General features: G+C 72.6%; 23 protein-coding genes. 13 read left to right on the top strand and 10 right to left on the bottom strand.

The window, feature by feature from the left end; translation table 11 throughout:
- The first annotated feature begins 31 nt into the window (after nucleotides 1–31).
- The gene (hemB, locus tag ACZ56V_RS05040) at nucleotides 32–1,024 is read left to right on the top strand and encodes a porphobilinogen synthase (protein ID WP_104633521.1); all 993 of its coding nucleotides are present in this window, start codon (nucleotides 32–34) and stop codon (nucleotides 1,022–1,024) included.
- Nucleotides 1,025–1,073: 49 nt separating this feature from the next.
- Here hemB and ACZ56V_RS05035 read toward each other — a convergent pair whose 3' ends face one another.
- Nucleotides 1,074–1,808 (bottom strand): DUF4232 domain-containing protein, encoded by a 735-nt coding sequence (locus tag ACZ56V_RS05035; RefSeq protein ID WP_468939294.1) that lies wholly within the window; start codon nucleotides 1,806–1,808, stop codon nucleotides 1,074–1,076.
- 212 nt (nucleotides 1,809–2,020) lie between these two features.
- On the opposite strand from ACZ56V_RS05035, the gene ACZ56V_RS05030 reads away from it, so the two are divergent.
- From ACZ56V_RS05030 to ACZ56V_RS05015, 4 genes are all read left to right on the top strand, one after another.
- A complete protein-coding gene (locus ACZ56V_RS05030) occupies nucleotides 2,021–3,412 on the top strand; it encodes a helix-turn-helix domain-containing protein (protein ID WP_468939291.1) in 1,392 nt (463 codons plus the stop codon).
- Nucleotides 3,413–3,535: 123 nt separating this feature from the next.
- Nucleotides 3,536–4,438, top strand: coding sequence for an SAM-dependent methyltransferase (locus ACZ56V_RS05025; protein WP_467382647.1), 903 nt, complete (start codon nucleotides 3,536–3,538; stop codon nucleotides 4,436–4,438).
- A gap of 78 nt (nucleotides 4,439–4,516) precedes the next feature.
- Complete coding sequence (locus ACZ56V_RS05020; RefSeq protein ID WP_468939287.1) at nucleotides 4,517–5,761, top strand: aminotransferase-like domain-containing protein; 1,245 nt, start codon at nucleotides 4,517–4,519, stop codon at nucleotides 5,759–5,761.
- Between the two features lie 49 nt (nucleotides 5,762–5,810).
- Entirely contained in the window at nucleotides 5,811–6,653 is an 843-nt protein-coding gene (locus ACZ56V_RS05015) for an arylamine N-acetyltransferase family protein (protein ID WP_468939284.1), read from the top strand.
- A gap of 36 nt (nucleotides 6,654–6,689) precedes the next feature.
- Here the strand turns inward: ACZ56V_RS05015 and argS are convergent, their stop codons facing one another.
- A complete protein-coding gene (gene argS, locus ACZ56V_RS05010; RefSeq protein WP_468939281.1) occupies nucleotides 6,690–8,450 on the bottom strand; it encodes an arginine--tRNA ligase in 1,761 nt (586 codons plus the stop codon).
- A 153-nt stretch (nucleotides 8,451–8,603) separates the two neighbouring features.
- Between argS and lysS the strand changes: the two genes are divergently transcribed.
- A complete protein-coding gene (lysS, locus tag ACZ56V_RS05005) occupies nucleotides 8,604–10,352 on the top strand; it encodes a lysine--tRNA ligase (RefSeq protein ID WP_468939278.1) in 1,749 nt (582 codons plus the stop codon).
- A gap of 67 nt (nucleotides 10,353–10,419) precedes the next feature.
- Here the strand turns inward: lysS and ACZ56V_RS05000 are convergent, their stop codons facing one another.
- The 3 genes from ACZ56V_RS05000 to ACZ56V_RS04990 all read right to left on the bottom strand — a co-directional run bounded on the left by ACZ56V_RS05000 (nucleotide 10,420) and on the right by ACZ56V_RS04990 (nucleotide 13,648).
- Nucleotides 10,420–11,691, bottom strand: coding sequence for a DUF2637 domain-containing protein (locus ACZ56V_RS05000; RefSeq protein ID WP_356367787.1), 1,272 nt, complete (start codon nucleotides 11,689–11,691; stop codon nucleotides 10,420–10,422).
- Between the two features lie 88 nt (nucleotides 11,692–11,779).
- Entirely contained in the window at nucleotides 11,780–12,658 is an 879-nt protein-coding gene (locus ACZ56V_RS04995) for a DUF3558 family protein (RefSeq protein ID WP_468939274.1), read from the bottom strand.
- Between the two features lie 117 nt (nucleotides 12,659–12,775).
- On the bottom strand, nucleotides 12,776–13,648 hold the full coding sequence (locus ACZ56V_RS04990) for a DUF3558 domain-containing protein (RefSeq protein WP_468939271.1): 873 nt from the start codon (nucleotides 13,646–13,648) through the stop codon (nucleotides 12,776–12,778).
- A gap of 204 nt (nucleotides 13,649–13,852) precedes the next feature.
- Between ACZ56V_RS04990 and ACZ56V_RS04985 the strand changes: the two genes are divergently transcribed.
- Nucleotides 13,853–15,046: an RtcB family protein gene (locus tag ACZ56V_RS04985; RefSeq protein ID WP_398917577.1), complete on the top strand. Its 1,194-nt coding sequence runs from the start codon at nucleotides 13,853–13,855 to the stop codon at nucleotides 15,044–15,046.
- Between the two features lie 21 nt (nucleotides 15,047–15,067).
- Here ACZ56V_RS04985 and ACZ56V_RS04980 read toward each other — a convergent pair whose 3' ends face one another.
- Both ACZ56V_RS04980 and ACZ56V_RS04975 read right to left on the bottom strand, forming a co-directional pair.
- Complete coding sequence (locus ACZ56V_RS04980; protein WP_468939268.1) at nucleotides 15,068–15,850, bottom strand: SDR family NAD(P)-dependent oxidoreductase; 783 nt, start codon at nucleotides 15,848–15,850, stop codon at nucleotides 15,068–15,070.
- A 55-nt stretch (nucleotides 15,851–15,905) separates the two neighbouring features.
- Nucleotides 15,906–16,244: a YnfA family protein gene (locus tag ACZ56V_RS04975; protein WP_356367797.1), complete on the bottom strand. Its 339-nt coding sequence runs from the start codon at nucleotides 16,242–16,244 to the stop codon at nucleotides 15,906–15,908.
- 118 nt (nucleotides 16,245–16,362) lie between these two features.
- Between ACZ56V_RS04975 and ACZ56V_RS04970 the strand changes: the two genes are divergently transcribed.
- The 5 genes from ACZ56V_RS04970 to ACZ56V_RS04950 all read left to right on the top strand — a co-directional run bounded on the left by ACZ56V_RS04970 (nucleotide 16,363) and on the right by ACZ56V_RS04950 (nucleotide 20,648).
- Nucleotides 16,363–17,466: an LLM class flavin-dependent oxidoreductase gene (locus ACZ56V_RS04970; protein WP_467382629.1), complete on the top strand. Its 1,104-nt coding sequence runs from the start codon at nucleotides 16,363–16,365 to the stop codon at nucleotides 17,464–17,466.
- Nucleotides 17,463–18,116, top strand: a complete 654-nt coding sequence (locus ACZ56V_RS04965) for a CE1759 family FMN reductase (RefSeq protein ID WP_468939264.1) — start codon at nucleotides 17,463–17,465, stop codon at nucleotides 18,114–18,116. Before ACZ56V_RS04970 ends, ACZ56V_RS04965 begins: the two co-directional genes overlap by 4 nt.
- A gap of 101 nt (nucleotides 18,117–18,217) precedes the next feature.
- The gene (locus tag ACZ56V_RS04960; RefSeq protein ID WP_468939261.1) at nucleotides 18,218–19,561 is read left to right on the top strand and encodes a transferase; all 1,344 of its coding nucleotides are present in this window, start codon (nucleotides 18,218–18,220) and stop codon (nucleotides 19,559–19,561) included.
- Nucleotides 19,558–20,070 carry a RipA family octameric membrane protein gene (locus ACZ56V_RS04955; protein ID WP_356367805.1) on the top strand — a complete coding sequence of 171 codons (513 nt, stop codon included), beginning with the start codon at nucleotides 19,558–19,560 and terminating at the stop codon, nucleotides 20,068–20,070. Before ACZ56V_RS04960 ends, ACZ56V_RS04955 begins: the two co-directional genes overlap by 4 nt.
- Before the next feature lie 59 nt (nucleotides 20,071–20,129).
- Nucleotides 20,130–20,648 carry a hypothetical protein gene (locus ACZ56V_RS04950; RefSeq protein ID WP_468939258.1) on the top strand — a complete coding sequence of 173 codons (519 nt, stop codon included), beginning with the start codon at nucleotides 20,130–20,132 and terminating at the stop codon, nucleotides 20,646–20,648.
- Nucleotides 20,649–20,806: 158 nt separating this feature from the next.
- Here the strand turns inward: ACZ56V_RS04950 and ACZ56V_RS04945 are convergent, their stop codons facing one another.
- Entirely contained in the window at nucleotides 20,807–22,282 is a 1,476-nt protein-coding gene (locus ACZ56V_RS04945; RefSeq protein WP_467382622.1) for a macro domain-containing protein, read from the bottom strand.
- 248 nt (nucleotides 22,283–22,530) lie between these two features.
- Here ACZ56V_RS04945 and ACZ56V_RS04940 point away from each other — a divergent pair, with 248 nt between their 5' ends.
- On the top strand, nucleotides 22,531–23,328 hold the full coding sequence (locus ACZ56V_RS04940) for a macro domain-containing protein (RefSeq protein WP_468939254.1): 798 nt from the start codon (nucleotides 22,531–22,533) through the stop codon (nucleotides 23,326–23,328).
- Nucleotides 23,329–23,439: 111 nt separating this feature from the next.
- On the opposite strand, the gene ACZ56V_RS04935 is transcribed toward ACZ56V_RS04940, so the two are convergent.
- Nucleotides 23,440–24,189, bottom strand: a complete 750-nt coding sequence (locus tag ACZ56V_RS04935; RefSeq protein ID WP_398917592.1) for a TIR domain-containing protein — start codon at nucleotides 24,187–24,189, stop codon at nucleotides 23,440–23,442.
- Nucleotides 24,186–25,778: a hypothetical protein gene (locus ACZ56V_RS04930; RefSeq protein ID WP_398917594.1), complete on the bottom strand. Its 1,593-nt coding sequence runs from the start codon at nucleotides 25,776–25,778 to the stop codon at nucleotides 24,186–24,188. Before ACZ56V_RS04930 ends, ACZ56V_RS04935 begins: the two co-directional genes overlap by 4 nt.
- Nucleotides 25,779–25,781: the final 3 nt, after the last annotated feature.

Raw genomic sequence — 25,781 nt, 5'->3', positions numbered from 1 at the left:
GCACGGGCGGGGCGGGCGTAGCGTAGGTGGTATGACGACGTACGGATCCTTTCCCGGCACCCGGCCCCGGCGGCTGCGGACCACCCCCGTGATGCGTCGGATGGTCGCCGAGACCCGGCTGCACCCCGCCGACTTCATCCTCCCCGCCTTCGTCCTGGAGGGCGCGAGCGAGCCGGTGCCGATCGCGGCGATGCCCGGTGTCGTGCAGCACACGCGGGACACGCTGAAGAAGGCGGCCGCCGAGGCGGTCGAGGCCGGGGTCTCCGGGATCATGCTCTTCGGGGTGCCGGAGGAGGGGAAGAAGGACGCCGCCGGTACGGCGGGCACCGACCCCGACGGGATCCTGCAGGTCGCGCTGCGTGACGTACGGGCGGAGGTCGGGGACGAGCTGCTCGTCATGTCCGACCTCTGCCTCGACGAGTTCACCGACCACGGACACTGCGGGGTCCTCGACGGCCAGGGGCGCGTCGACAACGACGCCACCCTGGAGCGGTACGCCGAGATGGCGCAGGTCCAGGCCGACGCGGGCGCCCATGTCGTGGGGCCCAGCGGGATGATGGACGGTCAGATCGGGGTCGTCCGGGACGCGCTCGACCAGATCGGGCGGGAGGACGTCGCGATCCTCGCGTACACCGCCAAGTACGCCTCCGCCTTCTACGGGCCCTTCCGGGAGGCCGTCGGGTCGTCGCTCAAGGGCGACCGGAAGACCTATCAGCAGGACGCCGCCAACGCGCGCGAGTCGCTGCGGGAGCTGGCGCTGGACCTGGAGGAGGGCGCCGACATGGTGATGGTCAAGCCGGCCGGGCCCTACCTCGACATCCTCGCCAAGGTCGCCGAGGCCTCGGACGTGCCCGTCGCCGCGTACCAGATCTCCGGTGAGTACTCGATGATCGAGGCCGCCGCCGAGAAGGGCTGGATCGACCGCGACCGGGCCATCCTGGAGTCCCTCACCGGGATCAAGCGGGCGGGCGCGCGCAACATCCTGACGTACTGGGCAACCGAGGTCGCTCGCACCCTGCGCTGAGCGACCGGTGGCGGCCCTTCACACAAGGGGTGCCGGTGCGCGCACCCCTTCAGTACTCGAGCGCGTTCGACGCGTCGGTCTGCCAGTAGGTGACCGTCAGCGCGGTGTCGACGTACACGCCGCCGGAGGGCAGCTTGACCGTGGCGATGGAGCCGTCCTCGAAGGGGATCGTGAGGGTGGTCGTCTCGTAGCCGTTCTCGCCGCTGCCGTCGCCGGAGGACAGCCGTACGCCCGCGTAGCCCGACTCGCCCGGGGCCAGCGTCGTCAGCGACTGCGGCTTGCTGGACTCCGCGACCGGCGGCACCGACTGGGCCTCGCCGAACCGTGCCGCCGGGTACTGCGGCAGCGCGCACGTCTTCGAACCGGTGTTGGTGGCGGTCAGCAGCAGGTGGTTGATCGGACGGGGGGCGTTCGCCGCGGTGATCTGTACGTCGGATGCGGAGCACTCGCCGGGGACGCCCGAGTCGGAGCCGTCGGAGCCGTCGTCGGTTCCGGTTGCGGCGTCGGAACCGGAACCGGAGCCGGAGTCCGAGGCCTTGTCGTTTCCGGCGGAACCCTTCGAGCCGGTGGAGCCGGTGGAGCCGGTGGAGCCGGTCTCACCGGTGGCGCCCTTGGCGCTGCCCGCCGGCTGGGCGTTGTTCGCGTCCGCCGTCGCCGAGGTGGCGGAGTCGGGCGCCGGGGAGCCCGTGAGTTCGTCGCCCTCGCAGGCCGTGAGGGAGAGCGCGGCCAGCGCGACCGTGGTGGCGGCGAACAGACGGGTACGGGTGATGCGGCGTGCGGACATGGAAGGTCCCCCATGGGATGCGAGAGTTGGGGCGAGCCGCTCGACCGTTCGGCGGGAGCGGCTGCTTGGATGACCACAGCTTGCGGTCCTGATCGTCCCGGCCGCCAGCGATGGGGGAGCATGCGGGACGGTGGGACGCCCGGAACGCTCTGACCTGCGGGAACAACGTCCCTCTGGGATGCGGTACGGGGATGCGAGGAGAGGGAGGAACGGTGGCGGGGGACGACTTCGCGGGACTGCTTCGGGAGCTGAAGGAGCGGTCCGGGCTCAGTTACGGGGCACTCGGCAAGCGGTTGCACATGAGCGGCTCGACCCTGCACCGGTACGTCAGCGGGGAGGTGGTGCCGGTCGAGTTCGCGCCCGTCGAACGTCTCGCCCGCGTGTGCCGGGCGACGCCCGAGGAACTGCTCGAACTCCACCGCCGCTGGATCCGCGCGGACGCGCTGCGCGGTGTGCGGAAGGGGGAGACCGAGGGCGGAGAGGACGCGGAGGGTGCGGGGGACAACGCCGGCCCAGAGGGTGCCGAGGGCTCGGAGAGCCCGGTCGCGGACGGCGCCTCGTCGCAGTCGCCGGTCTCGCCGGTCTCGCCGGTCTCGCCGGCCTCGCCGGCCTCGTCGGCTTCGCCGGCCTCATCCGCCTCGTCGGCTCCGGAGACACTGTCGGCCTCGTCGGTGTCGGAGCCGCCGTCGGTCCCGGAGAGCCGCCGTCGGGTGCCGCGTGCCGCGCTCTACGCCGCGACCGGCGTCGTCGCCGTCAGCGCCGCCGTGGCGCTCGTGGCCAACCTCGTGTCGGGCCCGGACGACGACGGCCGGCGCGGACCGGCCGGGGCCGTCGCGCAGACGTCCGCGTCGGTGTCCGGGAGCGCGACCGGGCCGGGCTCGCCGAGCGCGAGCGCCGCCACGTCCTCCCCGTCCGCCTCCGCCTCCGCGTCCCGGTCCGGGTCCCCCTCCGCGTCACCGTCGCGTCCGGCCACCGCCACGCCGAGCCGCGAGGCACCCGTCGACGGGCCCCTGCTCACCGTGTCGACCACCCCGTACTACTGGGACGTGCCCTGCGACCACGCCTTCCTCGTCGACCGCAGCCCGAAGAACGTGCCCAAGCCCCCGCCCCAGCAGGACGCCGTCGGCTGGGCCACCCCCCTCAACGCGGTCTCCGCGAACCGGCAGACGGTCGTCCTCACCGTGCAGGGCACCGGCCCGCAGACGGTGGTCCTGGAGGACCTGCACGTCCGGGTGAAGCGCAGTGGCCCGGCGCTGGGCTGGAACCAGTACGTGATGGGCAACGGCTGCGGCGGCCAGGTGCACACCACGGCCTTCGACGTCTCGCTCGACCTCGGCACCCCGACCGCGACGCCGATCGGGGGCCAGCGGGACTTCCCGTACAGCGTCAGCGAGTCCGACCCCGAGGTCTTCCAGGTCGTCGCGCACACCAGCGGCCACGACGTCAGCTGGGAGCTGGAACTGGAGTGGTCCAGCGGCGGCCGGCACGGCACGACGCGCATCGACGACAACGGCAAGCCGTTCCGCACCAGCGCCTCCCGGGACGACTCCTCCTACGCGTACCCCCTCGGCAGCGACGCCTGGGAGCTGGTCGAGGGCGGCTGAGACGGGCCGGACCGGAGGCGCCCTGCCGGCGGCATCGGGCAACGGCAAGTCCGGGCGGGAGATAGGTTGTTGAGCACCAAACCTGTTCGCTTCGTCAGGTGACATCCGAAAGGTGGGACGCGCATGCCCGGTGACGCCCTCAGCCAGGACCCCGCGGAGCTGCGGAGGAGGATCGACAGCAGCAAGGCGCACCCGGCGCGGGTCTACGACGTCTTCCTCGGCGGCAAGGACCACTACCCCGCCGACCTCGACGCCGCGGCCGCCGGGCTCGCCGCCAACCCGCGCGGCTACCTCGACGTACGGCACAACCGCGACTTCCTGCGGCGCGCGGTGACCGCGCTCGCCCGGGAGGACGGCATCCGGCAGTTCCTCGACATCGGCACCGGGCTGCCGACCGCCGAGAACGTGCACCAGATCGCCCAGCGCATCGCCCCCGAGTCGCGGGTGGTCTACGTCGACAACGACCCGGTCGTACTCGCCCACGCCCGCGCCCTGCTCACCAGCGGCCCCGAGGGACGCACGGACTACATCGACGCCGACCTGAAGAGTCCGGCGCGGATCCTCGAACGGGCCGCCGAGACCATCGACTTCGACCGGCCGGTGGCGCTCTGCCTCGTCGCCATCCTGCACTTCGTCGAGGACGCGGAGGCGTACCCGATCGTCCGCGAACTGGTCGACGCGCTGCCCGCCGGCAGCCGTCTGATCCTCAGCCACCTCACCGACGACCTCAACCCGGAGAGCATCCGCGCGGTCCAGCGGACGTACACCGAGCGGGGTTTCACCTTCGTGCTGCGCTCCCGCAAGGACGTGGAGCGGTTCTTCACGGAGAGCGGACTGGAGCTGGCCGACCCCGGTGTCGTGCCGGTGCACCACTGGCGGCCGGACCACGCGGCGCCGGTGCCGGAGCAGCCGGAGGAGACGTACCTCGCCGAACTGGACGACATCGAGAAGGTCCGGTACAAGGACATCAACGACGTCACGGACGCGGACATCAACGTGTACGGCGGGCTGGGCGCCAAGGGCTGACGGCCGTCGCGGGTCGCACGGGTGTCCGGATCGCGGAAAGTTCCCTGTAGGCGGCACGTACCTGCCTAGGCTGCGCGCATGACCGTGACTGAGACCGCGCCCGCCGCCACCGCCACCGCTCCGCTGCCGCCGCTCGCCGCGCGGGCCCGGTCGATCGGCGGTTCGCCGGTCCGGGACATCCTCGCCGTCACCGCCCGCCCCGAGGTGATCAACTTCGCGGGCGGGCTGCCGGCCCCCGAACTGTTCGACGCGGAGGGCATCGCCGCCGCGTACCGGGACGTCCTCGCCGAGACGCCCGCGCGGGCCCTGCAGTACTCCACGACCGAGGGCGAGCCCGCCCTGCGGGCCGCGCTCGCCGCCCGCACCTCGGCGCGCGGGCTGGCCACCGGCGCCGACGACCTCCTCGTCACCACCGGTTCGCAGCAGGCCCTGTCACTCCTGGCCACCGCGCTGCTCGAACCCGGCGACACGGTCCTCGTCGAGCGCCCCTGCTACCTGGCCGCGCTTCAGGCCTTCGGTTTCGCGGGCGCCCGGGTGGTGGCGGTGCCCGGGGACGACGACGGGATCGACCCCGTCGCCCTGGAGGAACTGGTGGTGCGCGAGCGTCCCAAGCTGCTCTACACGGTCCCCACCTTCTCCAACCCCACCGGCCGCACCGTGCCCGCCGCCCGCCGCGCCGCCCTCGCCGAGGTCGCGGGGCGGTGCGGGCTGTGGATCGTCGAGGACGACCCGTACGGCGAGCTGCGCTTCGAGGGCGAGCGGGTGCCGTGGATCGCCTCCTACGAGGGGGCCCGGGACCGGACCGTGCTGCTGGGCTCCTTCTCCAAGGTCATGGCGCCCGGCCTGCGCCTGGGCTGGCTGCGGGCGCCCGCCGAGCTGCTGCGGGCCTGCGCGGTCGCCAAGCAGGCCGCCGACCTGCACACCCCGACCGTCAACCAGCTCGCCGCCGCCCGCTACCTGGCCGACCGGGACCTGGACGCCCACGTCGCCCGCGTCGCCGCCGTCTACGGAACGCGCCGGGACGCCATGCTCGCGGGCCTCGCGGACGCGCTCCCGGCGGGATCGGTGTGGACCCGCCCCGAGGGCGGCATGTTCCTGTGGGCCCGGCTGCCCGACGGGTACGACACCACCGTCCTGCTCCCCGAGGTGGTCCGGCACGACGTGGCGTACGTCCCCGGGGCCCCCTTCCACGCCGGCGAGCCCGACCGCGCCACGCTGCGGCTGTGCTTCGTCACGCAGGCACCGGACGAGATCGCCGAGGGGCTGCGCAGGCTGGGCGAGGGACTGGGCACGGCGCACCGGGCGACGCGGCTCCCGTCGTAGGACCAATGACCGAGGGCGGGGGCGCCGTCGCCGCACGTACGGTGAGGTCATGCCCGACAGCGCACGGACGACTACGCCCTTCTCCCTCGACGCCTACTTCGAGCGCATCGGCTGGGAGGGCGGGCGGCGGCCCGACGCGGCCACCCTGCGCGGGGTGCAGCTCGCCCACCTGCGGGCCATCCCCTTCGAGAACCTCGACGCCCTCGGCGGCCGGGCCCCTTCCCTCGACCTCTCCGACCTGATGGCCAAGCTGGTCCACGGCCGTCGGCGGGGCGGCTACTGCTACGAGCACAACACCCTGTTCGCGGCGGCCCTGGAGGCGCTCGGCGCCCGGGTGATCCGGCTGACCGCGCGGGTCGTCGTCGGCGCCGACCGCTTCGAGGACCGTCCGCGCACCCACATGGCCCTCCTCGCCGAGCTGCCCGGCGACCCGCGGCCGTATCTGGCCGACGTCGGCTTCGGCGCCATCGGCTCGCTGCTGGAACCGGTGCCGCTGCAGGCGGACACCGAGTTCCACGACGCCGGGCGCCGGCATCGGCTGGTGCACGCGCCGCGCCGGGGGCCGCTGGAGACGTGGGTGCTCCAGGCGCACGTGGCGGGCGGCTGGGAGGCGCAGTACGCGTTCACCCCGGAGCCGTTCGAGCCGTCCGACTACGAGGTGATCAACTGGCACATCGCCACGAACCCGCGGTCCCCGTTCGCCCGGCGCCCCTACGTCCAGCGCCTCACCCCGGACGCGCACCTGCTCCTCGACGGCGACCGCGTCACCGTGACGCGTACCGACGACGGCGCGGTCACCGAACGGAAGCTGTCCGACGACACGCAGGCCCGCCGGGTGCTGGCCGAGGAGTTCGGCATCGACGCACCCGACGGCCTGACGCTGCTGAGGTGAGGGCGGGGCGGCCCCGCCCTCACCTCCGGGCCGTACTCAGAGCCGCTCGGGCGTCCGGATGCCCAGCAGGGCCATGCCCCGGTGCAGGGTGCGGGCCGTGAGGTCGCACAGGAAGAGGCGGTTCTCCACCTGCTCCGGCGTCTCGGCCTTCAGCACCGGGCACTTGTCGTAGAACGTCGTGTACAGCGACGCCAGCTGGTACAGGTACGCGGCCAGCCTGTGCGGGGCGTACTCCGCGGCCGCCTCGAAGACCGTGTCCCCGAACGCGTCCAGGTGCAGGCCCAGCGCGCGCTCCGCCTCGTGCAGCGCCAGCTCCGGGTGGGCGGCTGGGCGGAACTCGCCGGCCTTGCGGAGGATGGACTGGATCCGGGCGTAGGCGTACTGGAGGTAGACGCTGGTGTCGCCGTTGAGCGAGACCATCTGGTCCAGGTCGAACTTGTAGTCGCGGCTCGGCGACGTCGACAGGTCCGCGTACTTCACGGCCCCGATGCCGACCTGCGCGGCCCGCTCCTGGATCTCGTCCTCGGTGAGGTCCCGCGCCTTCTCCCGCACGACCTCGGCCGCCCGCTGCACGGCCTCGTCCAGCAGGTCCTCCAGACGCACGGTCTCGCCCGCACGCGTCTTGAAGGGCTTGCCGTCGGCGCCGAGCACCGTGCCGTAGCCCATGTTGTGCGCGGTGACCTCGTCGCCGAGCCAGCCGGCCCGGCGGGCGGTCTCGAAGACCATCTTGAAGTGCAGCGACTGACGTACGTCCACGACGTACAGGAGCGTGGTCGCGTGCAGGTCCTGGACCCGGTTGCGGATCGCGGTCAGGTCGGAGGCCGCGTAGCCGAAGCCGCCGTCGGCCTTCTGCACGATCAGCGGGACCGGCTGGTCGTCCTTGCCGCGGATCTCGTCGAAGAACACCACGAGCGCGCCCTCGGAGCGCACCGCGACGCCCGTCTCCTCCAGGAGGCGGGCGGTCTCGGGCATGCCCTCGTTGTACGCGGACTCGCCGACGATCTCCTCGTCGCGGATCTCCATGTCGAGCTTCTCGAAGACGGAGTAGAAGTAGACCTTCGACTCGTCCACGAACTGCTGCCACAGCTCCAGCGTCTCCTTGTCGCCGGACTGCAGGGCGACGACCCGCTTGCGGGCCCGCTCCTTGAACTCCTCGTCCGCGTCGAAGACCGCGCGCGACGCCTTGTACACCCGGTTCAGGTTCGACATGGCCTGCTCGCCGTCGACGTCCTCGGCCGGGGCCAGCTCGCCGGGGTGCTCGAACAGGTACTGGATGAGCATGCCGAACTGGGTGCCCCAGTCGCCGATGTGGTGCCGGCCGATCGTCTTCTCGCCGGTGAAGTCGAGCATGCCGCGCAGCGCGTCGCCGATGACCGCCGAGCGCAGGTGGCCGACGTGCATCTCCTTCGCCACGTTCGGCTGGGCGTAGTCGACGACCGTGGTGCCCGCGTCCTGCTTCAGCGGCACTCCGAGCCGCTCGCCGTCCGCGAGCCGCGCGGCGAGGTTCCGGGTGATCGCGCCGTCGCTGACGGTGATGTTGAGGAAGCCGGGCCCGGAGACTTCGACGTCCTTGATCAGCTCGTCGCCGGTGGTGATGTGGGCGACGACCTCGGCCGCCAGCTCCCGCGGGTTGGCCTTCGCCTTCTTGGCCAGCGCGAGGATGCCGTTGGCCTGGTAGTCCGCCCGGTCGCTACGTCGCAGCAGCGGGTCGGCGCCGGCGGCCTCCGGCCGGGTGGCCGTGAGGGCGGACGCGAGCTGCTGCTGGACGGAGTCGGTGAGGGACGTGACCGAGGCCATGGAGTGGCTGCCGTTCTGCTCGGGTTCCTGGAAGTAGTACAGAAACCGAGTATCCCATGCGGTGAAAAGCGGTTTTCGCGGAAGCGGGCCGTACTGGGAGAATGGAGCGGTCAGCCGTGCGACCGTACCGGCTGCCCGAGCAGAAAGAAGGACGTGCCGATCGTGGCTCAGAGCACAGAGACCACCGACTGGGTCTCCCGGTTCGCGGACGAGGTCATCGCCGAGTCGGAGCGCCGTGCCCCGGGCAAACCCAGCGTTGTCGTCGCGTCCGGACTCTCCCCCTCCGGCCCCATCCACCTGGGCAACCTGCGCGAGGTCATGACCCCGCACCTGGTCGCCGACGAGATCCGCCGCCGCGGGTACGAGGTGCGGCACCTGATCTCCTGGGACGACTACGACCGCTACCGCAAGGTCCCGGCCGGTGTCCCCGGGGTGGACGAGAGCTGGGCCGAGCACATCGGCAAGCCCCTGACCTCCGTCCCGGCGCCGAAGGGCTCCCCGCACCCGAACTGGGCGGAGCACTTCAAGGCCGCGATGGTCGCCGCGCTCGACGCGATGGGCGTCGAGTTCGACGGCATCAGCCAGACCGCGCAGTACACCTCCGGTGTCTACCGCGAGCAGATCCTGCACGCCATGAAGCACCGGCGGGACATCGACGCGATCCTCGACCAGTACCGGACCAAGAAGCCCGCGAAGCAGCCGCAGAAGTCGCAGAAGCCCGTCGACGAGGCCGAGCTGGAGGCCGCCGAGGGCTCCGGCGCCGCCGCCGAGGACGACGGCAGCTCCGGCTCCGCCGGGTACTTCCCGTACAAGCCGTACTGCGGCAACTGCGAGAAGGACCTCACGACGGTCACCGCCTACGACGACGACTCGACCGAGCTGACCTACGCCTGCACCGCCTGCGGCTTCTCCGAGACCGTGCGGCTGAGCGAGTTCAACCGCGGCAAGCTGGTCTGGAAGGTCGACTGGCCGATGCGCTGGGCGTACGAGGGGGTCGTCTTCGAGCCCAGCGGCGTGGACCACTCCTCGCCCGGGTCGTCGTTCCAGGTCGGCGGGCAGATCGTCGGGATCTTCGGCGGCAAGCAGCCGATCGGCCCGATGTACGCCTTCGTCGGCATCAGCGGCATGGCCAAGATGTCCTCGTCCAAGGGCGGGGTGCCCACCCCGGCCGACGCGCTCCAGATCATGGAGCCGCAGCTGCTGCGCTGGCTGTACGCCCGCCGCAGGCCCAACCAGTCCTTCAAGATCGCCTTCGACCAGGAGATCCAGCGGCTGTACGACGAGTGGGACCGCCTCGACGCCAAGGTCGCCGACGGCTCGGCCCTCCCCGCCGACGCCGCCGCGCACTCGCGCGCCGTCCGCACGGCCGCCGGTGAGCTGCCGCGCACGCCCAGGCCGCTGCCGTACCGGACGCTGGCCTCCGTGGCCGACATCACCGCCGGGCACGAGGACCAGGCGCTGCGCATCCTCAGCGAGCTGGACCCGGCGAACCCGCTGGCGTCCCTGGACGAGGCCCGGCCCCGCTATGACAAGGCCGAGGCGTGGATCAACACCCACGTCCCCGCCGACCAGCGCACCATCGTGCGCCAGGAGCCCGACGCCGAGCTGCTCAAGTCCCTCGACGAGCCGAGCCGGCAGTCGCTGCGGCTGCTGCTCGACGGACTGGCCGACCACTGGTCCCTGGACGGGCTCACCCACCACGTCTACGGCGTCCCCAAGGTCCAGGCGGGCTTCCCCGCCGACGCCACGCCCAAGGAACTGCCGCCGGAGATCAAGACCGCCCAGCGGACGTTCTTCGCGCTGCTGTACCACCTGCTCGTCGGCCGCGACACCGGCCCGCGCCTGCCCACGCTGCTGCTCGCGGTGGGGCAGGACCGGGTGCGGACCCTGCTCGGGGAGTAGGACCCGCCAGTACGGCGAAGGGGCGCCCGGTCCAGGACCGGGCGCCCCTTCGCCGTACGCGGTGCGGTCAGGCGATGTGCTCCTCCTCCAGCTCCGCGCCGTGGCGCTCCTGGAACCGCAGGACCATGCGCTTGGCGTCGGCGTCCAGGAGCGAGACGCCGAAGGTGGCCTCGACGTCGTACGCGAACTCGCGCGGGGTCGGGTAGCCGCTGCCGTTGTTGAGCGACTGCTTGAAGACCTGGTAGTAGTCGTCCTCGCCCGGACCCTCGGGCTCCGGCGCGCCGCCGCCCTCCCCCAGCTCGCGGGTGCGGTGCGGCCCGACCGGTATGGGGAAGCCGCCGGTCTCCTCCGGAGCGGGCTCCTGCGGGGGCGGCTCCTCCTCGAACTGCTGCCGGTACTGGTCGGCCTGCCGCTGCTCCGCCTCCCACTGGGCGTACTGGTCCGGGTCGTACGTCGGGTCGTAGTCGCCGTGGTACTCGACCGACTGCGGGTCCCGGGCGTGCAGCCACGGGTTCTGCTCGACCGCCGGCCCGTCCTCCCGCACCGGCTCCGCCTCCCGGGCGCCGACCAGTTCGGCCCGCTGCTCGCCCGCGGGGGCCGCCTGCGGGGCCGGCTCCTGCGGCCGGGGCGCCGGCGGGAGCAGGGCCGGTTCGATGCCGGCCGCCGCCAGCCCGGAGGGGGCGGTCTGGGCGAGCGGGACGCCGTAGCGGGCCAGCCGCAGCGGCATCAGGGACTCCACGGGCGCCTTGCGGCGCCAGGCGCGGCCGAAGCGGGAGCGCAGCCGGGCCTGGTAGACCAGCCGCTCCTGCTCCAGCTTGATGACCTGCTCGTAGGAGCGCAGCTCCCACAGCTTCATGCGGCGCCACAGCAGGAACGTCGGCACCGGCGAGAGCAGCCAGCGGGTGAGGCGGACGCCCTCCATGTGCTTGTCGGCGGTGATGTCGGCGATCCGGCCGATCGCGTGCCGGGCGGCCTCCACCGACACCACGAACAGGATCGGGATCACCCCGTGCATGCCCACGCCCAGCGGGTCGGGCCAGGCCGCCGCGCCGTTGAACGCGATCGTCGCCGCCGTCAGCAGCCACGCCGTCTGGCGCAGCAGCGGGAAGGGGATGCGGATCCAGGTCAGCAGCAGGTCGAGGGCGAGCAGCACGCAGATGCCCGCGTCGATGCCGATCGGGAAGACGTAGCTGAAGTTCCCGAAGCCCTTCTTCAGGGCCAGTTCGCGCACCGCCGCGTACGAACCCGCGAAGCCGATGCCGGCGATGACGACGGCACCGAAGACGACCATGCCGATGAGGACACGGTGCGTCCGTGTCAGCTGAAGTGGCGCGGCCACCCGTACTCCCCTCCCATTGCGTGTTGTTGCGCGCAACAGAGTGGCACATGTGTGCGGGGGACGGGTGGCCGGTGGGTCGAAGAGACCGTCAGCTGTCCTTCGCGGACGACTTGGACGGCGCCTTCGGCGACTCCTCGGAGGACGACTTGGAGCCCGACTTGGAGGGCGACGGCGTGGCGCTCGACTTGCCGCCGTCGGCGGCGCCGTTGGCCTTCGTCACCGCCGCCACCGCCTCCTTGGCCGCCTTCTGCGCGTCCTTCGCCAGGTCGTCGGCGTCCGGGGTCTTGTCGCCCGCCAGGCCCGCGCCGTTGAAGTCGACCGTGACGACGACGTTCTCGACCCGGGTCACGACCGTCTGCTGCTTGAAGGTGCCTTCCTTCTTCTTCAGGTCGTAGCGCACCAGCGAGGCCTCGTCGCCCGTGCCGCTCACCGGCGTGGTCGTGAGCTTCTTCGCGCCCTCCGCGCTCTGCACGTCCTTGAGCTGCTTCTCGTAGTAGTCGTGCGCCAGCTTGTCGCCCTCGCCGCGCGTCACGTCCGACTCGAAGCGCAGCATCGACACGCTCAGCCAGCGGAACTGAGAACCCTTCACACCGTTGTCGTCGAGACTGTCCCAGGAGCAGCTGGCCCGCGACGCCGTGTCGTTGGACGTGCCCTCCTTGCCGGAGTCGCCCTTCGGCACCAGGTCCTCAAGCGTCTTCTCGGTCACCACCGAGCACGGCTCGGGAAGCTTCCGGAACGCCGCCGCCCGCACCGTCGGGGAAGGGCTCGCGGACTTGGACGCGGCGGACTCCTCCGCGGCCTTGTCCTTGCCGTCGTCGGAGCCGGAGTCCGAGGAGCAGCCGGCTGCCACCAGCATCACGGGTACGGCGGCCGCGCCGACAAGGACGCGGGTGAGTCGCTTCGCTCGCTTCGCATGCGGGTCTCGCTGGTCACGCTGGGCTCGTAGCTGCATGGTTCCTTCACTCATGGCACTCGTGGTTCCTGCGTTCGGAACGGGTCCGAGGGGCCACGGTACGCGGTGAAGAAATCGTGCGGTCCCGCTTCGGGACCACCGCGCGCGGGCGCGGGGGAACCCCGCCGGGACTCAACCGCCCAGCGAATCCGCCAGCTGGGAGGCCAGTTTCCGCGCCATGTCCTGCATTTCCTCGCTGTCCGGCACGACCCCGAGCGTCGCCGACTGCTCCGCGTACTCGATGGTCACCATGACGTTCGACGTGCGGAACGCCACAGTCACCGTGCGCCGCTTCGCCGTCGAACCGGAGCTGCTGAGCGCGTCGTCCACGAACGCCTCGTCGCCCAGGTCGTCCAGGAGCCGGGGCTGGACGTCGGTGGGCGTGGCGTCGGAGGACGCGCTCGACGAGGACGAGGAAGCGGAGGCGGAGGAGGACGCCGAGGGCGTACCGCCCGCGCCGGCGGGCGGCTCCCCGGGGTCCCCCGAGTCCCCCGAGGACGCCGACGGGCTGCCGGACGGGGAGTCCTCGGCGGAACCGGACTCCGAGACGACGGGTTCGGGCAGGTCGGCGGCCTCCACCTGCTGGGCGAAGAGCTGCTCGGCCTCGCTGTCGTCGCTCACGGCGCTGTCGTACGACACCACCCGCTCGAAGCCGACGAAGAGATGGTCGGTGGCCTGCGCGGAATCCACCTTCCAGCGGCAGCCGACCTTGCGGTCGGTGTCGTACGCGAGCGTCGGCTCGCCCGCGTACGCCTTCTCGCGCTGCTCCTCGTCGGTGATCTCCTCGATGCCGGGCAGCAGGGAGTCGAGCGTCTTGTTGCCGACGGCGCCGCACGGCTCAGGAAGGGTGCGGTACTTGCCGGGCTCGGCCGCCTCGGTCGCGACGCCGGGCTCGCCCGGGTTCGAGTCGTCCGCGGTGGCACCGCCGTCCGAGCCGCCGGTGCAGCCGGCCAGCAACGCCGCCAGGAGGGCGGCGACGCCGGGTACGTAGGCCTTCCGCTGCACGGTGCGGCTCCTCTCGCCGGTGTGGCTGTGGTCGGTACTCCAGTGTCCCCGCTGGTTATTCGCTTGCCGCGCGGGGGCGTCCACTGGAGACAATGTGTATCGCACGCGCCGCCGTGAACGCCGGTCAGCCGTCCCTTTGGCTGCCCTTGGCGCCGGTTTTGCGCTTTGAGACTTCTGCATGTTTTCCGGGGGAATGAGGACGATATGTCGTACGTGGAGATGCCGGGCGCGAAGGTGCCGATCCGGATGTGGGCCGACCCGGCGACGGTCGAGGAGGGCGCGCTCCAGCAGCTGCGCAACGTCGCGACCCTGCCGTGGATCAAGGGCCTCGCGGTCATGCCGGACGTGCACTACGGCAAGGGCGCGACGGTCGGCTCCGTGATCGCGATGCGGGGCGCGGTGTGCCCGGCGGCGGTGGGCGTCGACATCGGCTGCGGGATGTCGGCGGTGAAGACGTCCCTGACGGCGAACGACCTCCCGGGCGACCTGTCCCGGCTGCGCTCGAAGATCGAGCAGGCGATTCCGGTGGGCCGGGGCATGCACGACAGCCCGGTCGACCCGGGCCGCTTCCACGGACTGGCGACGGCCGGGTGGGACGACTTCTGGGCACGCTTCGACGGGGTGGCGGAGGCGGTCAGGTTCCGGCTGGAGCGTGCTGGGAAGCAGATGGGGACGCTCGGATCGGGCAATCATTTTGTCGAAGTGTGCACGGATACGACCGGTTCTGTCTGGCTGATGCTGCACTCCGGTTCCCGCAACATCGGCAAGGAACTGGCCGAGCACCACATCGGCGTCGCCCAGAAGCTCCCGCACAACCAGGGGCTGGTCGACCGCGACCTCGCGGTGTTCGTCGCGGACACCCCGCAGATGGCGGCGTACCGCAACGACCTGTTCTGGGCGCAGGAGTACGCGAAGTACAACCGCACCCTCATGATGGCGCTCCTGAAGGACGTGGTCCGCAAGGAGTTCAAGAAGGCCAAGCCGGTCTTCGAGCCGGAGATCAGCGCGCACCACAACTACGTCGCCGAGGAGCGGTACGACGGGATGGACCTGCTGGTGACCCGCAAGGGAGCGATCCGCGCGGGTTCCGGTGACTACGGCATCATCCCCGGTTCCATGGGCACGGGTTCGTACATCGTGAAGGGCCTCGGGAACGCCAAGTCCTTCAACTCCGCCTCCCACGGCGCCGGTCGGCGGATGAGCCGGAACGCCGCCAAGCGGCGCTTCTCCACCAAGGACCTGGAGGAGCAGACGCGGGGCGTGGAGTGCCGCAAGGACTCCGGCGTGGTGGACGAGATCCCGGGCGCCTACAAGCCGATCGAGCAGGTCATCGACCAGCAGCGCGACCTGGTGGAGGTCGTGGCGAAGCTGAAGCAGGTCGTCTGCGTGAAGGGCTGACGCCCGGGGCGGCGTCGGGGGTCAGCCCTCCCGGTGCACCTTGGTGTTCGAGGCCTGGGCGCGGGGGCGGACGACCAGGAGGTCGATGTTGACGTGGGCGGGGCGGGTGACCGCCCAGGTGATGGTGTCGGCGACGTCGTCGGCGGTCAGGGGGGCGGCGACGCCCTGGTAGACCTTGGCCGCTTTGTCCCGGTCGCCGCCGAAGCGGGTCAGGGCGAACTCGTCGGTCTTGACCATGCCGGGCGCGATCTCGATGACGCGGACCGGGCGGCCGACGATCTCCAGGCGCAGGGTCTCGGCGAGGACGTGCTCGCCGTGCTTGGCGGCGACATAGCCCGCGCCGCCCTCGTAGGTGGACAGGCCCGCGGTCGAGGAGACGACCACGACCGTGCCGTCGCCGCTCGCCTCCAGCTTGGGGAGCAGGGCCTGGGTGAGGTTGAGGGTGCCGATGACGTTGGTCTCGTACATGCGGCGCCAGTCGTCCGGGTCGCCAGTGGCCACCGGGTCGGCGCCGAGCGCGCCGCCCGCGTTGTTGACGAGGACGCCGACGGTCCTGAAGGCCGAGGCGAACTCGTCGACCGCCGCCCGGTCGGTGACGTCCAGGGGGTAGGCCGTCGCCTGGTGGCCGGCCGCCCGGATCTCCTCGGCCAGCGCCTCGACGCGGTCCTTGCGGCGGGCGGTGAGGACCACGCGGTACCCGGCCTCGGCGAGCTGCCGGGCCGTCGCGGCGCCGATGCCGCTGCTCGCGCCGGTGACGACGGCGATACGGGAGGCGGCGGACGGGGCGGCGGCTGCGGTGGCCATGGGCTGCTCCTCGGTCGGTGGTGCGGGTCGCCGCCCAGGTTAGTCAGCGCCGTGGTCAGCCGCCGTTGCGCGGGGCCCACATGATCAGGGACATCCCGGCGAGGCAGACCAGCGCCCCCGCGATGTCCCAGCGGTCGGGGCGGTAGCCGTCGGCGACCACGCCCCACAGGATCGACCCGGCCACGAAGATCCCGCCGTACGCGGCGAGGATGCGGCCGAAGTGCGCGTCGGGCTGGAAGGTGGCGACGAAGCCGTAGGCGCCCAGGGCCAGGACCCCGCCCGCGGCCCACAGCCAGCCGCGCTGCTCGCGCACCCCCTGCCACACCAGCCAGGCGCCGCCGATCTCGAACAGGGCGGCGACGACGAACAGGGCGGCGGAGCGGAGCACGAGCATGCGGGCAGCTTCGCATGCACCGCTTCCACGCCGGTCGGCGGAGCTGCGGAATAACGGTCGGAGGTGCTCCGTTCCAGGGGTATAGTTGAACACTAAACAACCTGGAGGTTGAGCGATCATGCAGTTCGGCATCTTCACCGTCGGCGACGTCACGCCCGACCCGACCACGGGCCGTACGCCGACCGAGCGTGAGCGCATCAAGGCCATGGTCGCCATCGCGCTCAAGGCCGAAGAGGTCGGGCTCGACGTCTTCGCGACCGGCGAGCACCACAACCCGCCCTTCGTGCCCTCGTCGCCGACGACCATGCTCGGCTACGTCGCGGCCCGCACCGAGCGGCTGGTGCTGTCCACCTCCACCACCCTGATCACCACGAACGACCCGGTGAAGATCGCCGAGGACTTCGCGATGCTCCAGCACCTGGCCGACGGCCGGGTGGACCTGATGATGGGCCGCGGCAACACCGGGCCGGTCTACCCCTGGTTCGGCAAGGACATCCGCGAGGGCATCAACCTCGCCGTCGAGAACTACGCCCTGCTGCACCGCCTGTGGCGCGAGGACGTGGTGAACTGGGAGGGCAAGTTCCGCACGCCGCTCCAGGGCTTCACGTCCACCCCGCGGCCGCTGGACGGCGTCGCGCCCTTCGTCTGGCACGGCTCCATCCGCTCCCCGGAGATCGCCGAGCAGGCCGCTTACTACGGCGACGGCTTCTTCCACAACAACATCTTCTGGCCCGCCGACCACACCCAGCGCATGATCGAGCTGTACCGGGCCCGGTACGCGCACTACGGGCACGGCACGCCCGAGCAGGCGATCGTCGGCCTCGGCGGCCAGGTGTTCATGCGGAAGAACTCGCAGGACGCGGTCCGCGAGTTCCGGCCGTACTTCGACAACGCGCCGGTCTACGGGCACGGGCCGTCGCTGGAGGACTTCACCGCGCAGACCCCGCTCACCGTCGGCTCGCCGCAGCAGGTGATCGAGAAGACGCTCGCCTTCCGCGACTACGCCGGTGACTACCAGCGCCAGCTGTTCCTGATGGACCACGCCGGGCTGCCCCTGAAGACCGTCCTGGAGCAGCTCGACCTGCTCGGCGAGGAGGTCGTGCCGGTGCTGCGCGAGGAGTTCGCGAAGGACCGCCCGGCGGACGTGCCGGACGCGCCGACCCACGCCTCCCTGCTGGCCTCCCGGGAGGGCGCCCCGACCGAGGAAGGAGTACGCGCATGAAGCTCGTCGTCGTCTCCGCGGGGCTGAGCGTGCCGTCGTCCACCCGGCTGCTCGGCGACCGGCTGGCCGCGGCCGCCGCCCCGGCCGCCACCGCGCCCGAGCCCGCTCCGGCCGACGTCCGGGTGGTCGAGCTGCGCGACCTCGCCGTGGAGATCGCGCACACCTTCACCAACGGCTTCCCCGCACCGGCGCTCGCGGACGCGTTCGCCGAGGTCGCGGCGGCCGACGGGCTGATCGTCGTCACGCCGGTGTTCTCGGCGTCGTACAGCGGACTGTTCAAGTCGTTCTTCGACGCGCTGAGCGTCACCGACGAGGACGCCCTCACCGGGAAGCCGGTGCTGATCGCCGCGACCGGCGGCAGCGCCCGGCACTCCCTGGTGCTGGAGCACGCGCTGCGGCCGCTCTTCGCCTACCTGAGGGCGGTCGTCGTCCCCACCGGGGTGTACGCCGCCTCCGAGGACTGGGGCGCGCAGGGGCTCGACGCCCGGATCGAGCGGGCCGCGACCGAGCTGGCGGCGCTGATGGCCGGGCTGTCGGGGCCGGCGAAGGGGCGCACCTCGCCGCCGAAGCGGGACTCCTTCGAGGAGGTCACGCCCTTCGCGGAGCGGCTCGCCGCGCTCAGCGTCCCGGGCCCGAGTCCGGCACCGTAGCGCGGCCTTCGGCGGGCCCGCACAGCCCGGTTCACCGGATCGGGTGATGCCGGTCGGGAACCCGTCGGGCCCGGTCGGCGGCTCACTACGGTGTGGCCGAGATGAGCAGACCCGAGCCCGTGTCGCGAGAGTCCGAACGGTCGCCCGAGCTCCCGGTCCCCCGGTGGGCGGTGGGGGTCTTCCCCGTGTCCGTCCTGGTGGCCGTCGTCTGGGGGCCGGCGCAGGCGGCGGTGCTGTGCGGCGTGGCCGCGGTGGCCGTGCTCTACGCCACGAGCAGGAAGCCGGCGTCGTGGCACCTGGCCGGCGGGACCGTGGTGTGTGCGGCGGGTGTCCTGCTCCAGGGGTCCTCCTACTACGTGGTCGTGCGCAGCGGCTCGCTCGGTCCCGCCGGGCAGCCCGCCCTCCTCTACTTCCTGGGCCTCCAGGTGTTCACGAGCGGCCGCAGGGTGCGGCGCGCGGCCCAGCTCGATCTGTCCGCGTCGCGGCGCCACCGTGCCGAGCACGGGCTGCTGAAGTCCGCCGAGCCGCTCGGCGAGCCGCGGCCCGGCAGGCGCTGGATCCCGTTCGGCGCGACGGGGGTGCTCGGCGCGGTCGTCTGCGGGCTCGGCTCGCAGTGTTTCTGCCTGGCCCTGCTCGCCGCGCGGGACATCGTGACGACCGACGACCACCCGTGGTGGGGGCCGCTCGCGATCGCCGTCCTGCTCGTGCAGACCGTGGTCCTGATCGGCATGGGCAACACGATCCTGCGCACCGGCGCCCAGTACTACGACACCGTCATCTCCTCCCCGGACGACCTCGCCGGACGCCGGTACGTCCTGTACCTGCGCTCCTTCCGCGACGACCGGCGGCTGGCGCGCCCCCATCGCATCCCCCTGGTGGGCGCCTGGCTGGCCGCCGCCGTCAGCACGGGCCAGGGCGAGGAGGAGCGCATCGCCGACGCCCTCTCCTGGGCCGGCCCCCTCGTCGGCGTGGGGGCGCCCGGGGAGCGCGTGCCGCGGGCCGGTGCCCGGCGGATGTACCTGCCGCTGGACGACTGGCAGACCCCGGTGAGCGCGATGATGCGCGGCGCCGCCCTCGTCGTGATCGTGCTCGGGAAGGGAGCGGGGACGCTCTGGGAGATCCGCGAGGCGATGCGGATCCTGCCCCCGGAGCGGCTGCTGCTGCTCGTACCGATGAAGGAGAGGGCGTACGACGAGTTCCGCGCGCTCGCGGGCGACCTGGCACCCGGCGTGCTGCCCGCGTACCGGCCCAGCCGCGCGTTGTCGTCCCGGGTCCGGGGAGTCATCCACTTCGGGCCGGACTGGGCGCCGGAGTTCACCGCCCTGCGCCGGCCCTCACCGCTCGAGGACCAGCTCGTGGGTTCTCTGGACCGCGCCATGTGGCCCGCCATGGTGCGCCTCACCGCACTCGAACGCCGGGCGGACGGGAGGGACCGCGCGGCATGAGCGACACCGGGGACGCGCTGTGGAACACGGAGGTCGGTCCGTCCGAGTACTCGGTGGCCGACGACCGCTACCGGCAGGCGGTGCTCGACCAGTACAAGCTCTGCGTGGAGATGGCCGACCGGGTCAGTGCCCGGCGGAACCTGACCAACACGTTCTTCCTGTCGCTCAACAGCGCGGTCGTCGCCGTGGTGGCCGCGGTGTCGGCCGGCGCCCTGGCCGACGCGTCCGTCCCGCTGCTGCTGGCCGGGCTGGTCATCCTGCTCGTGCAGTGCGCCGCCTGGTACGTCATGGTGCGTTCGTACCGGCAGCTCAACCGCGCCAAGTACGCGGTGATCGGCGCCTTCGAGGAGCGGCTCCCGGCGTTCGCGTACAGCCGGGCGGAGTGGGGCGCGCTGGGCGAGGGCCGGGACTGGCGCCGGTACCTGCCCCTGACCTACGTCGAGCAGTGGGTGCCGGTCGTCTTCGCCGTCTCCTACCTCATGGGATTCTGCGCCCTCGCCGCCCGGTGAGCCGCGGGCAGCGGTAGGATCCGGGGCCTGCCACCAGGCCACCGACCGAGGGGGAGACCGTGACGGCCCTCGCGGTGACCGGGCACATGGACCTGACGGACGAGAGCGTCCCCGTGGTCCGGGCCGCGCTGGACGAACTGCTGGACCGCTACCGGGACCGGGGCCAGGGGCCGGGCTCCGACAAGACGCTCGTCGGGCTCTCCTGCATCGCCAAGGGCGCCGACTCGCTGTTCGCGGAAGCCGTACTGGCCGCCGGCGGGCGGCTGGTCGTCGTCGTCCCCTCGCGGGACTACCGGCACAGCACGGTCGAGCCGGGCGGCGCCCCGCTCTTCGACCGCCTCGTCGAGGCCGCCGACGAGGTCGTCGTACTGCCCCGTGAGAGGGCCGACCGGCAGGCGTACGAGGCCGCCAACGCCCTGCTCCTGGAACGCGCCGACCGGCTGGTGGCCGTGTGGAACGGCGAACCGCCCAGCGGCCGGGGCGGCGGCACCGCCGACGTGGTGCTCGCGGCCCGCAAGGCGGGAATCCCCGTCGACGTCGTGTGGCCGGACGGGGCCGCCCGCGCGGCATCCCGGTAGGAAGCGCCACCAGCGCAGCCGACCGGCCGCCGACCGGCCGCCGACCGGCCGCGGACCGGCGCCCGATCAGCGCCGGAAGCCTGATCGGAAGCGGTTCGGAAGCGGTGCGCCGCTGGTTCCGGAAGCGGGATCGCTGGTGCCGTGGAGGCATGTCGACGTCACCGGCGGCCGTACGCCCCACCGCTGTCGCCGGCGCCGGTGTCCTGACCCCCGGTGCCGGCGCCGACGTCGGCGCTGGTGCCCGCGCCCGTGCGGGAGCCGGTGCCGGAGCCCGCGTCGCCGCGGGGACCGGGGAGCCGCGCGGTGCGCAGATAGGTGCCGAGCACCGACAGATCGGTCCGTTCCAGATCGGCCGGGCGGATCACGACGCGCAGCTCCGGGGCGGTCGCCGGATCGCGGCGGCAGTGTTCCGCGAAGCTCTCCACGATCATCAGCAGCAGCCGGGTGCGGTCCAGCTCCACGATCCGGGCGAGACCGGAGCCGATCAGGGGGATCGCGACCGGCCGGTACATGCCGTAGCGGGCGACGGCCGGCCACAGGGTGTCCAGGCTCGCCCGCAGGTCGGCCGGTCCGGAGCGGGCCACGAGGTCGTTGCCGAGCCGGGAGTAGGCCACGGCGAAGACCCGGCGGCCGCCCACCGTCAGCGGGACGGTGGTGCCGAGGGGATAGCGGACCCGGCGGCCGCGCGGCTTGTCCTGGACCCGCTCGGTGCGCAGCGGCCTGAACGCCCTGAGCCCGGCCTGGATCCGGTCGTCCAGCTGCTTGCGCTCGCCGCCGAACAGCCGCTCCACCAGCTGGCCCTGGACGCTCTCCCGGCTGATCACCAGGTCCTGCTCGGTGGCGGTGTCGAAGGTGTCGGTGAACCCGACCACCAGATTGGCGTCCTCCTGGTCGAACAGGTCGCCGCGCACCACCACGAGGTCGCCGGCGCCGGGGAACGGCTGCCGCAGCAGCTCCCGTCCGTGCCGCTCGCGCAGCCGGGCCCGCAGGGCGCCGAGCAGTTCGGCGACGTCCTGGTCGTCCGGCCGCTCCCGGGCCATCCGTTCGGCGACCGGCAGCGCGAGGTCGTGACGGCCCAGGTCCATCCGGCTGCGGATCAGCTGGCGGCGGGCGGTCTCGTACAGCGCGGTGAGCCGGCGCACCAGCGGCCGGGCGAAGTCCTCGTCGCCCGCCTCGGCCAGCGGACGGCCGCGCACCAGCGCGAGCGCCGCGGCCAGCCGGTCGGCGGCCGACGCGGGGGCCGCGAGCAGCGCGGAGTCGACCAGCTCGGTGAACTCCGCGCAGTCCAGCTCGTCGGGCGCGAGCACCAGCCGGTACGCCGTCTCGGGCGCCGGGCCGGCCAGCAGCTGCTCGGTGCGCAGCACCCGGGCGCCGTCACCGCGCTGCGCGGGGTCGAGGGCGCGGCGCAGTTCGAGGACGCGTTTTTGCACCTCGTTGCGATGGCGCTGGGCCGCGTGCGGCTGCTCGCCGTCGAGTGCCCACACGTCCCGGTGCAGCCGGCGCACCGGGACGGGCTCGCCGTCCGCCGCCACCAGGCGGACCAGCAGCCGTGTCGTCAGCGGGGTCAACCGGGCGGGTACGCCGTCGACTTCGAGCCTGGCCGGGCCCAGGACGCTCACACGGATGCGCGCCATACAAGTGGTCTCCACTCGCTTCGCCCTCTCCCGACCGGTGGTCGCGGGGGAGGTTTCGGCAGCGTATCAATTGTCCGTTTGGGGGAGTTGTGGTTTCGGTCGGTTCGCGCGGGACCGGTCCGGTCGTCCGTCCGCCGCGGGGGAGCGGGCGGCTGAGCCGCGGGGGCCGTCGGGGCGCGTTCGGCGGGGCGCGGACCCGGCGGCTGTTCGCGGGCAGTGTGATGGCGGCCTTCGGCGGGGTGTCGGCGGTGCTGCAGTTCGTGGGGCAGCTGTGGCCCGGGGCCCTTCCCGGCCCGGCGCCGGTGGCCGCGGCGTCGGCGCTGCTGTGCCTGGGCTGGGCCGTGGTGCGCAGCAGGCCCACGGTGGTCGTGTGCCAGGAGTTCGGGCGGCCGCGGATGTCCGTGACCGTCGGTCCTGGCGACCTCTTCGACGAGTCCGCCCACCTCGTCGTCGGGTTCTCCGACACCTTCGACACCGACGTCCGCGACGGCGTGGTGATCAGCGGCAGCAGCGTGCAGGGGCAACTGCTGGAGCGCCGGTACGGCGGTGACGTGCGGCGGCTGGACGACGAGCTGGACGCCGCCCTGGGCGCGGCCGTGCCGGTGGCCCGGGAGACGCGCGCGGACAAGCCGTACGGCAAGCTCGACCGCTACCCGGTGGGCACGGTGGCGGTGCTCGGCAGCAGGCCGCGACTGGTCTTCGGGGTCGCCCACAGCCGGCTGGGCAACGACTGCGTGGCGCGCTCCAGCACCGAGGAGCTGTGGCTGAGCCTGGGCCGGGTGTGGGACGCCGTCTACCGGCACGGCCAACTGGACCGGGTCGCCGTGCCGTTGATCGGCTCGGGCCTGTCCCGGCTGGACGGGCTCGACGAGGAGAGCCTGCTGCGCCTGATACTGCTGTCCTTCATCACCCACTCCCGGGAGCGGGTGATCTGCCGCGAACTGCGGGTCGTGCTGCGCCCCGCCGAGCTGGAGCGGGTCGATCTGACGGAGGTGGCGGCGTTCCTCGGGGTGCTGGCGGCGGCCGGCTCGGGCGGTGCCGCGTAGCGCCCGGGCCCGGGGACGGCGCCGGCCCCCGGGACACGTACCGCCGTGACGGGACGTGCCCCGGGGGCCGGTTGCGCCGGTCCCCCGAGCGGCGCCGGATCCGCCGGACGGCTACGGCCGGCGGTGGTAGGCGGACAGGTGCTTGAACGGGTAGGTCTGGCGCCAGTCGGAGCCGGTGTCGTTGACCGTGCACCCCGCCAGCTTCAGCCGCTCCACGACCTTGCCGAGCGCCGTCTCGGAGCCGTCGAAGCGGATGACGTTGCGGCCCGCGATGTCGGCGATCGGCCGCACCCCGCCGACCTCGACGATCAGCGTGCGCTCCGGGTAGGCCATCAGCACCATGCCCAGCTCGATCAGGACGTTGGGGCGCGGCTGGCACACCGGCCGGGTCTCGTAGTCGGGTTCGTTGCGGCCGCGCAGCTCGGGGTGGAGGGTGACGACGTCGTCCGGGGTGAGCAGGACCAGGGCCGCCTGGGCCTGCGCGGGGGCGCCCGCGACCACGTCGCCGAGGAAGGGCGAGGCCTGGCCGGTCGCCCGGACCAGGTCCTCCCACTCCTTGGGCCGCAGGTCGAGGCGGCGCAGCAGCTCGTACATCTCGCGCCGCACCTGGTCGTCGCGGCCGTGCACGACGAAGACGCTGCGGGCCCGCTCGGCGTCCCCCGGCCCCGCGGCGGCCTGGCGCCGCCATCCGTCGGCGTACGGCTGGGCGGGCGGGGTGGACGGCGCGGGCGGCGCGGCGTGGATGGGGGAGCTGTCGCCGAAGGTCTGGGTGGTGTCGGTGTTTCCGGCGCTCTGGTTGCCCCCGAAGTTGTTGGTGCTGCCCTGGCCGAAGCTGTTGCCGTGGAACTGCTGCCCGCTCATGCCTGCCGTGCCTCCCTGGTGACGCCGGAGTTGTTCCCGAAGGTCTGGGTGGTGTTGGTGTTGCCGACGCTCTGGTTGCCGCCGAAGTTGTTGGTGCTGTTGGCCCCGAAGTTCTGCTGGAGGATGTTGGTCTGGTTCGCGTCGTGCTCGCGGGTGTCGACGTCGTGGTCGCGCAGGAAGTCGCCGACGATCTGCAGCAGGTGGCGCTCGATGATCTGGATGTACTTGATCGTGTCCGATTCCTGGAAGAAGTGGTGGAAGTCGCGGTTGGGCGCCAGCTCGCGGACGCTGGTGAGGGCGCCGCAGTCCACCGCGGTCAGGGCGTAGCGGCCGAGCCGGAACTCGCTGGTGTCGGCGGGCTGGCCCACCAGCTTGCGTACGGTGTCGGTGCCGAAGCGGCTGGGCAGCCGCTCGCGCAGCGGGTTGGCGATCAGCCGCAGGAGTTCGCCGGGGGCGCTGCGGGTCACGTCCCAGGCGATGCGCAGCATGAGCTTGCCGTCGATCGCGGCCGGCAGCCGGTCGGCGAGGTGGAAGCTCTCCGGCAGGGGACCGAGCACGTAGGTGTAGAACTCGGTGTGCAGGGTGCTGCCCTTGATGTCGAAGCCGATGAACACCGAGGTGACCAGCTCCTGTTGCCAGGCGCCGATGCGCACGCACAGGTACTCGCGGCGGGCGTCGTAGTCCTCCCGCCAGTGTCCCGCGTGGTGGTCGGGCCGGCCGGGGTCGGGCGGGTCCAGGAGCACGGCGACGGGGTCGCTGCCCTCGGCGGTCCGCACCGCCTTGGTGAACCGGCGCCGGTCGACGGAGAGCAGCTCGACGCGGTCGCTCGGCGCGGGCTTGTCGCGCAGTTCCGCGAGCATCTCCTCGCAGACCCGGGTGGTGATGTCCTCGACCGTGAACGGGATGATCGGCTTGCGTTCCGTCCGCCCGGTGCCGTCCGTGCCGTCCGGGTCGTCCGCGGGACCGTGCTGGGCGGGGACGTGCCCGTTGAGCAGGCCCTGGCCGAAGGCGCCGGCCCGGGACTTCGGGACGCCGAGCAGCAGTTCCGCGTTGGCCCACCGCTTGATGGAGTGGCCGGCGCCGACGAACGGCTTGTAGCCGCCGTAGTACACGGTGTCCGAGGCCTGCTCGCGGTTGATCTTGCCGACCAGTTCCGGGGTGAGCCGCGAGGTGATCGGGTGGGAGCCGTCGAATCCGGTGCGGTCGTCCGCCGGGGGCGCCAGGTGCTCGGCGAGGGTCTGGAGGATGGCGAGCCGGCGCAGGAACATCGTGGCCCAGGCGAGCCAGAAGACGAACAGGGCGGCCGTCCAGCCGCCCAGCACGTCCGCCGCCATGAGCAGCGCGACCACGACCGCGCCCGTCCCGAGGGCGATCAGCTGGTTGCGGCGCAGGTTGTGGGCGGCCAGCGCGTGCGCCAGGACGGGCGCGGCGTCGTAGCCGTAGGAGGGGGCCACCACGCGGTAGCGGTGGGTCAGCAGCTCCCGGATGACCCCCTTGCGGTAGAGGGGGTCGAGGTAGGTGCCCGCGCACATCAGGCGGGTGGCGTTGCTGGTCGCGTCCGGGGGCGGCGGGGCGGCGTGGGTGGTCATGGC

This window comes from Streptomyces sp. NPDC034099 (genome assembly GCF_055575415.1).
The sequence above is the reverse complement of the archived record's forward strand: the minus strand, read 5'-3'. Positions and strand labels throughout refer to the sequence as shown.

Coding starts and splice junctions, on each gene's coding strand:
- hemB (WP_104633521.1), top strand. CDS start 32: ATGACGACGTACGGATCCTTTCCCGGCACCCGGCCCCGGCGGCTGCGG.
- ACZ56V_RS05035 (WP_468939294.1), bottom strand. CDS start 1,808: ATGTCCGCACGCCGCATCACCCGTACCCGTCTGTTCGCCGCCACCACG.
- ACZ56V_RS05025 (WP_467382647.1), top strand. CDS start 3,536: ATGCCCGGTGACGCCCTCAGCCAGGACCCCGCGGAGCTGCGGAGGAGG.
- ACZ56V_RS05020 (WP_468939287.1), top strand. CDS start 4,517: ATGACCGTGACTGAGACCGCGCCCGCCGCCACCGCCACCGCTCCGCTG.
- ACZ56V_RS05015 (WP_468939284.1), top strand. CDS start 5,811: ATGCCCGACAGCGCACGGACGACTACGCCCTTCTCCCTCGACGCCTAC.
- argS (WP_468939281.1), bottom strand. CDS start 8,450: ATGGCCTCGGTCACGTCCCTCACCGACTCCGTCCAGCAGCAGCTCGCG.
- ACZ56V_RS04995 (WP_468939274.1), bottom strand. CDS start 12,658: ATGAGTGAAGGAACCATGCAGCTACGAGCCCAGCGTGACCAGCGAGAC.
- ACZ56V_RS04985 (WP_398917577.1), top strand. CDS start 13,853: ATGTCGTACGTGGAGATGCCGGGCGCGAAGGTGCCGATCCGGATGTGG.
- ACZ56V_RS04980 (WP_468939268.1), bottom strand. CDS start 15,850: ATGGCCACCGCAGCCGCCGCCCCGTCCGCCGCCTCCCGTATCGCCGTC.
- ACZ56V_RS04975 (WP_356367797.1), bottom strand. CDS start 16,244: ATGCTCGTGCTCCGCTCCGCCGCCCTGTTCGTCGTCGCCGCCCTGTTC.
- ACZ56V_RS04970 (WP_467382629.1), top strand. CDS start 16,363: ATGCAGTTCGGCATCTTCACCGTCGGCGACGTCACGCCCGACCCGACC.
- ACZ56V_RS04965 (WP_468939264.1), top strand. CDS start 17,463: ATGAAGCTCGTCGTCGTCTCCGCGGGGCTGAGCGTGCCGTCGTCCACC.
- ACZ56V_RS04960 (WP_468939261.1), top strand. CDS start 18,218: ATGAGCAGACCCGAGCCCGTGTCGCGAGAGTCCGAACGGTCGCCCGAG.
- ACZ56V_RS04955 (WP_356367805.1), top strand. CDS start 19,558: ATGAGCGACACCGGGGACGCGCTGTGGAACACGGAGGTCGGTCCGTCC.
- ACZ56V_RS04945 (WP_467382622.1), bottom strand. CDS start 22,282: ATGGCGCGCATCCGTGTGAGCGTCCTGGGCCCGGCCAGGCTCGAAGTC.
- ACZ56V_RS04935 (WP_398917592.1), bottom strand. CDS start 24,189: ATGAGCGGGCAGCAGTTCCACGGCAACAGCTTCGGCCAGGGCAGCACC.
- ACZ56V_RS04930 (WP_398917594.1), bottom strand. CDS start 25,778: ATGACCACCCACGCCGCCCCGCCGCCCCCGGACGCGACCAGCAACGCC.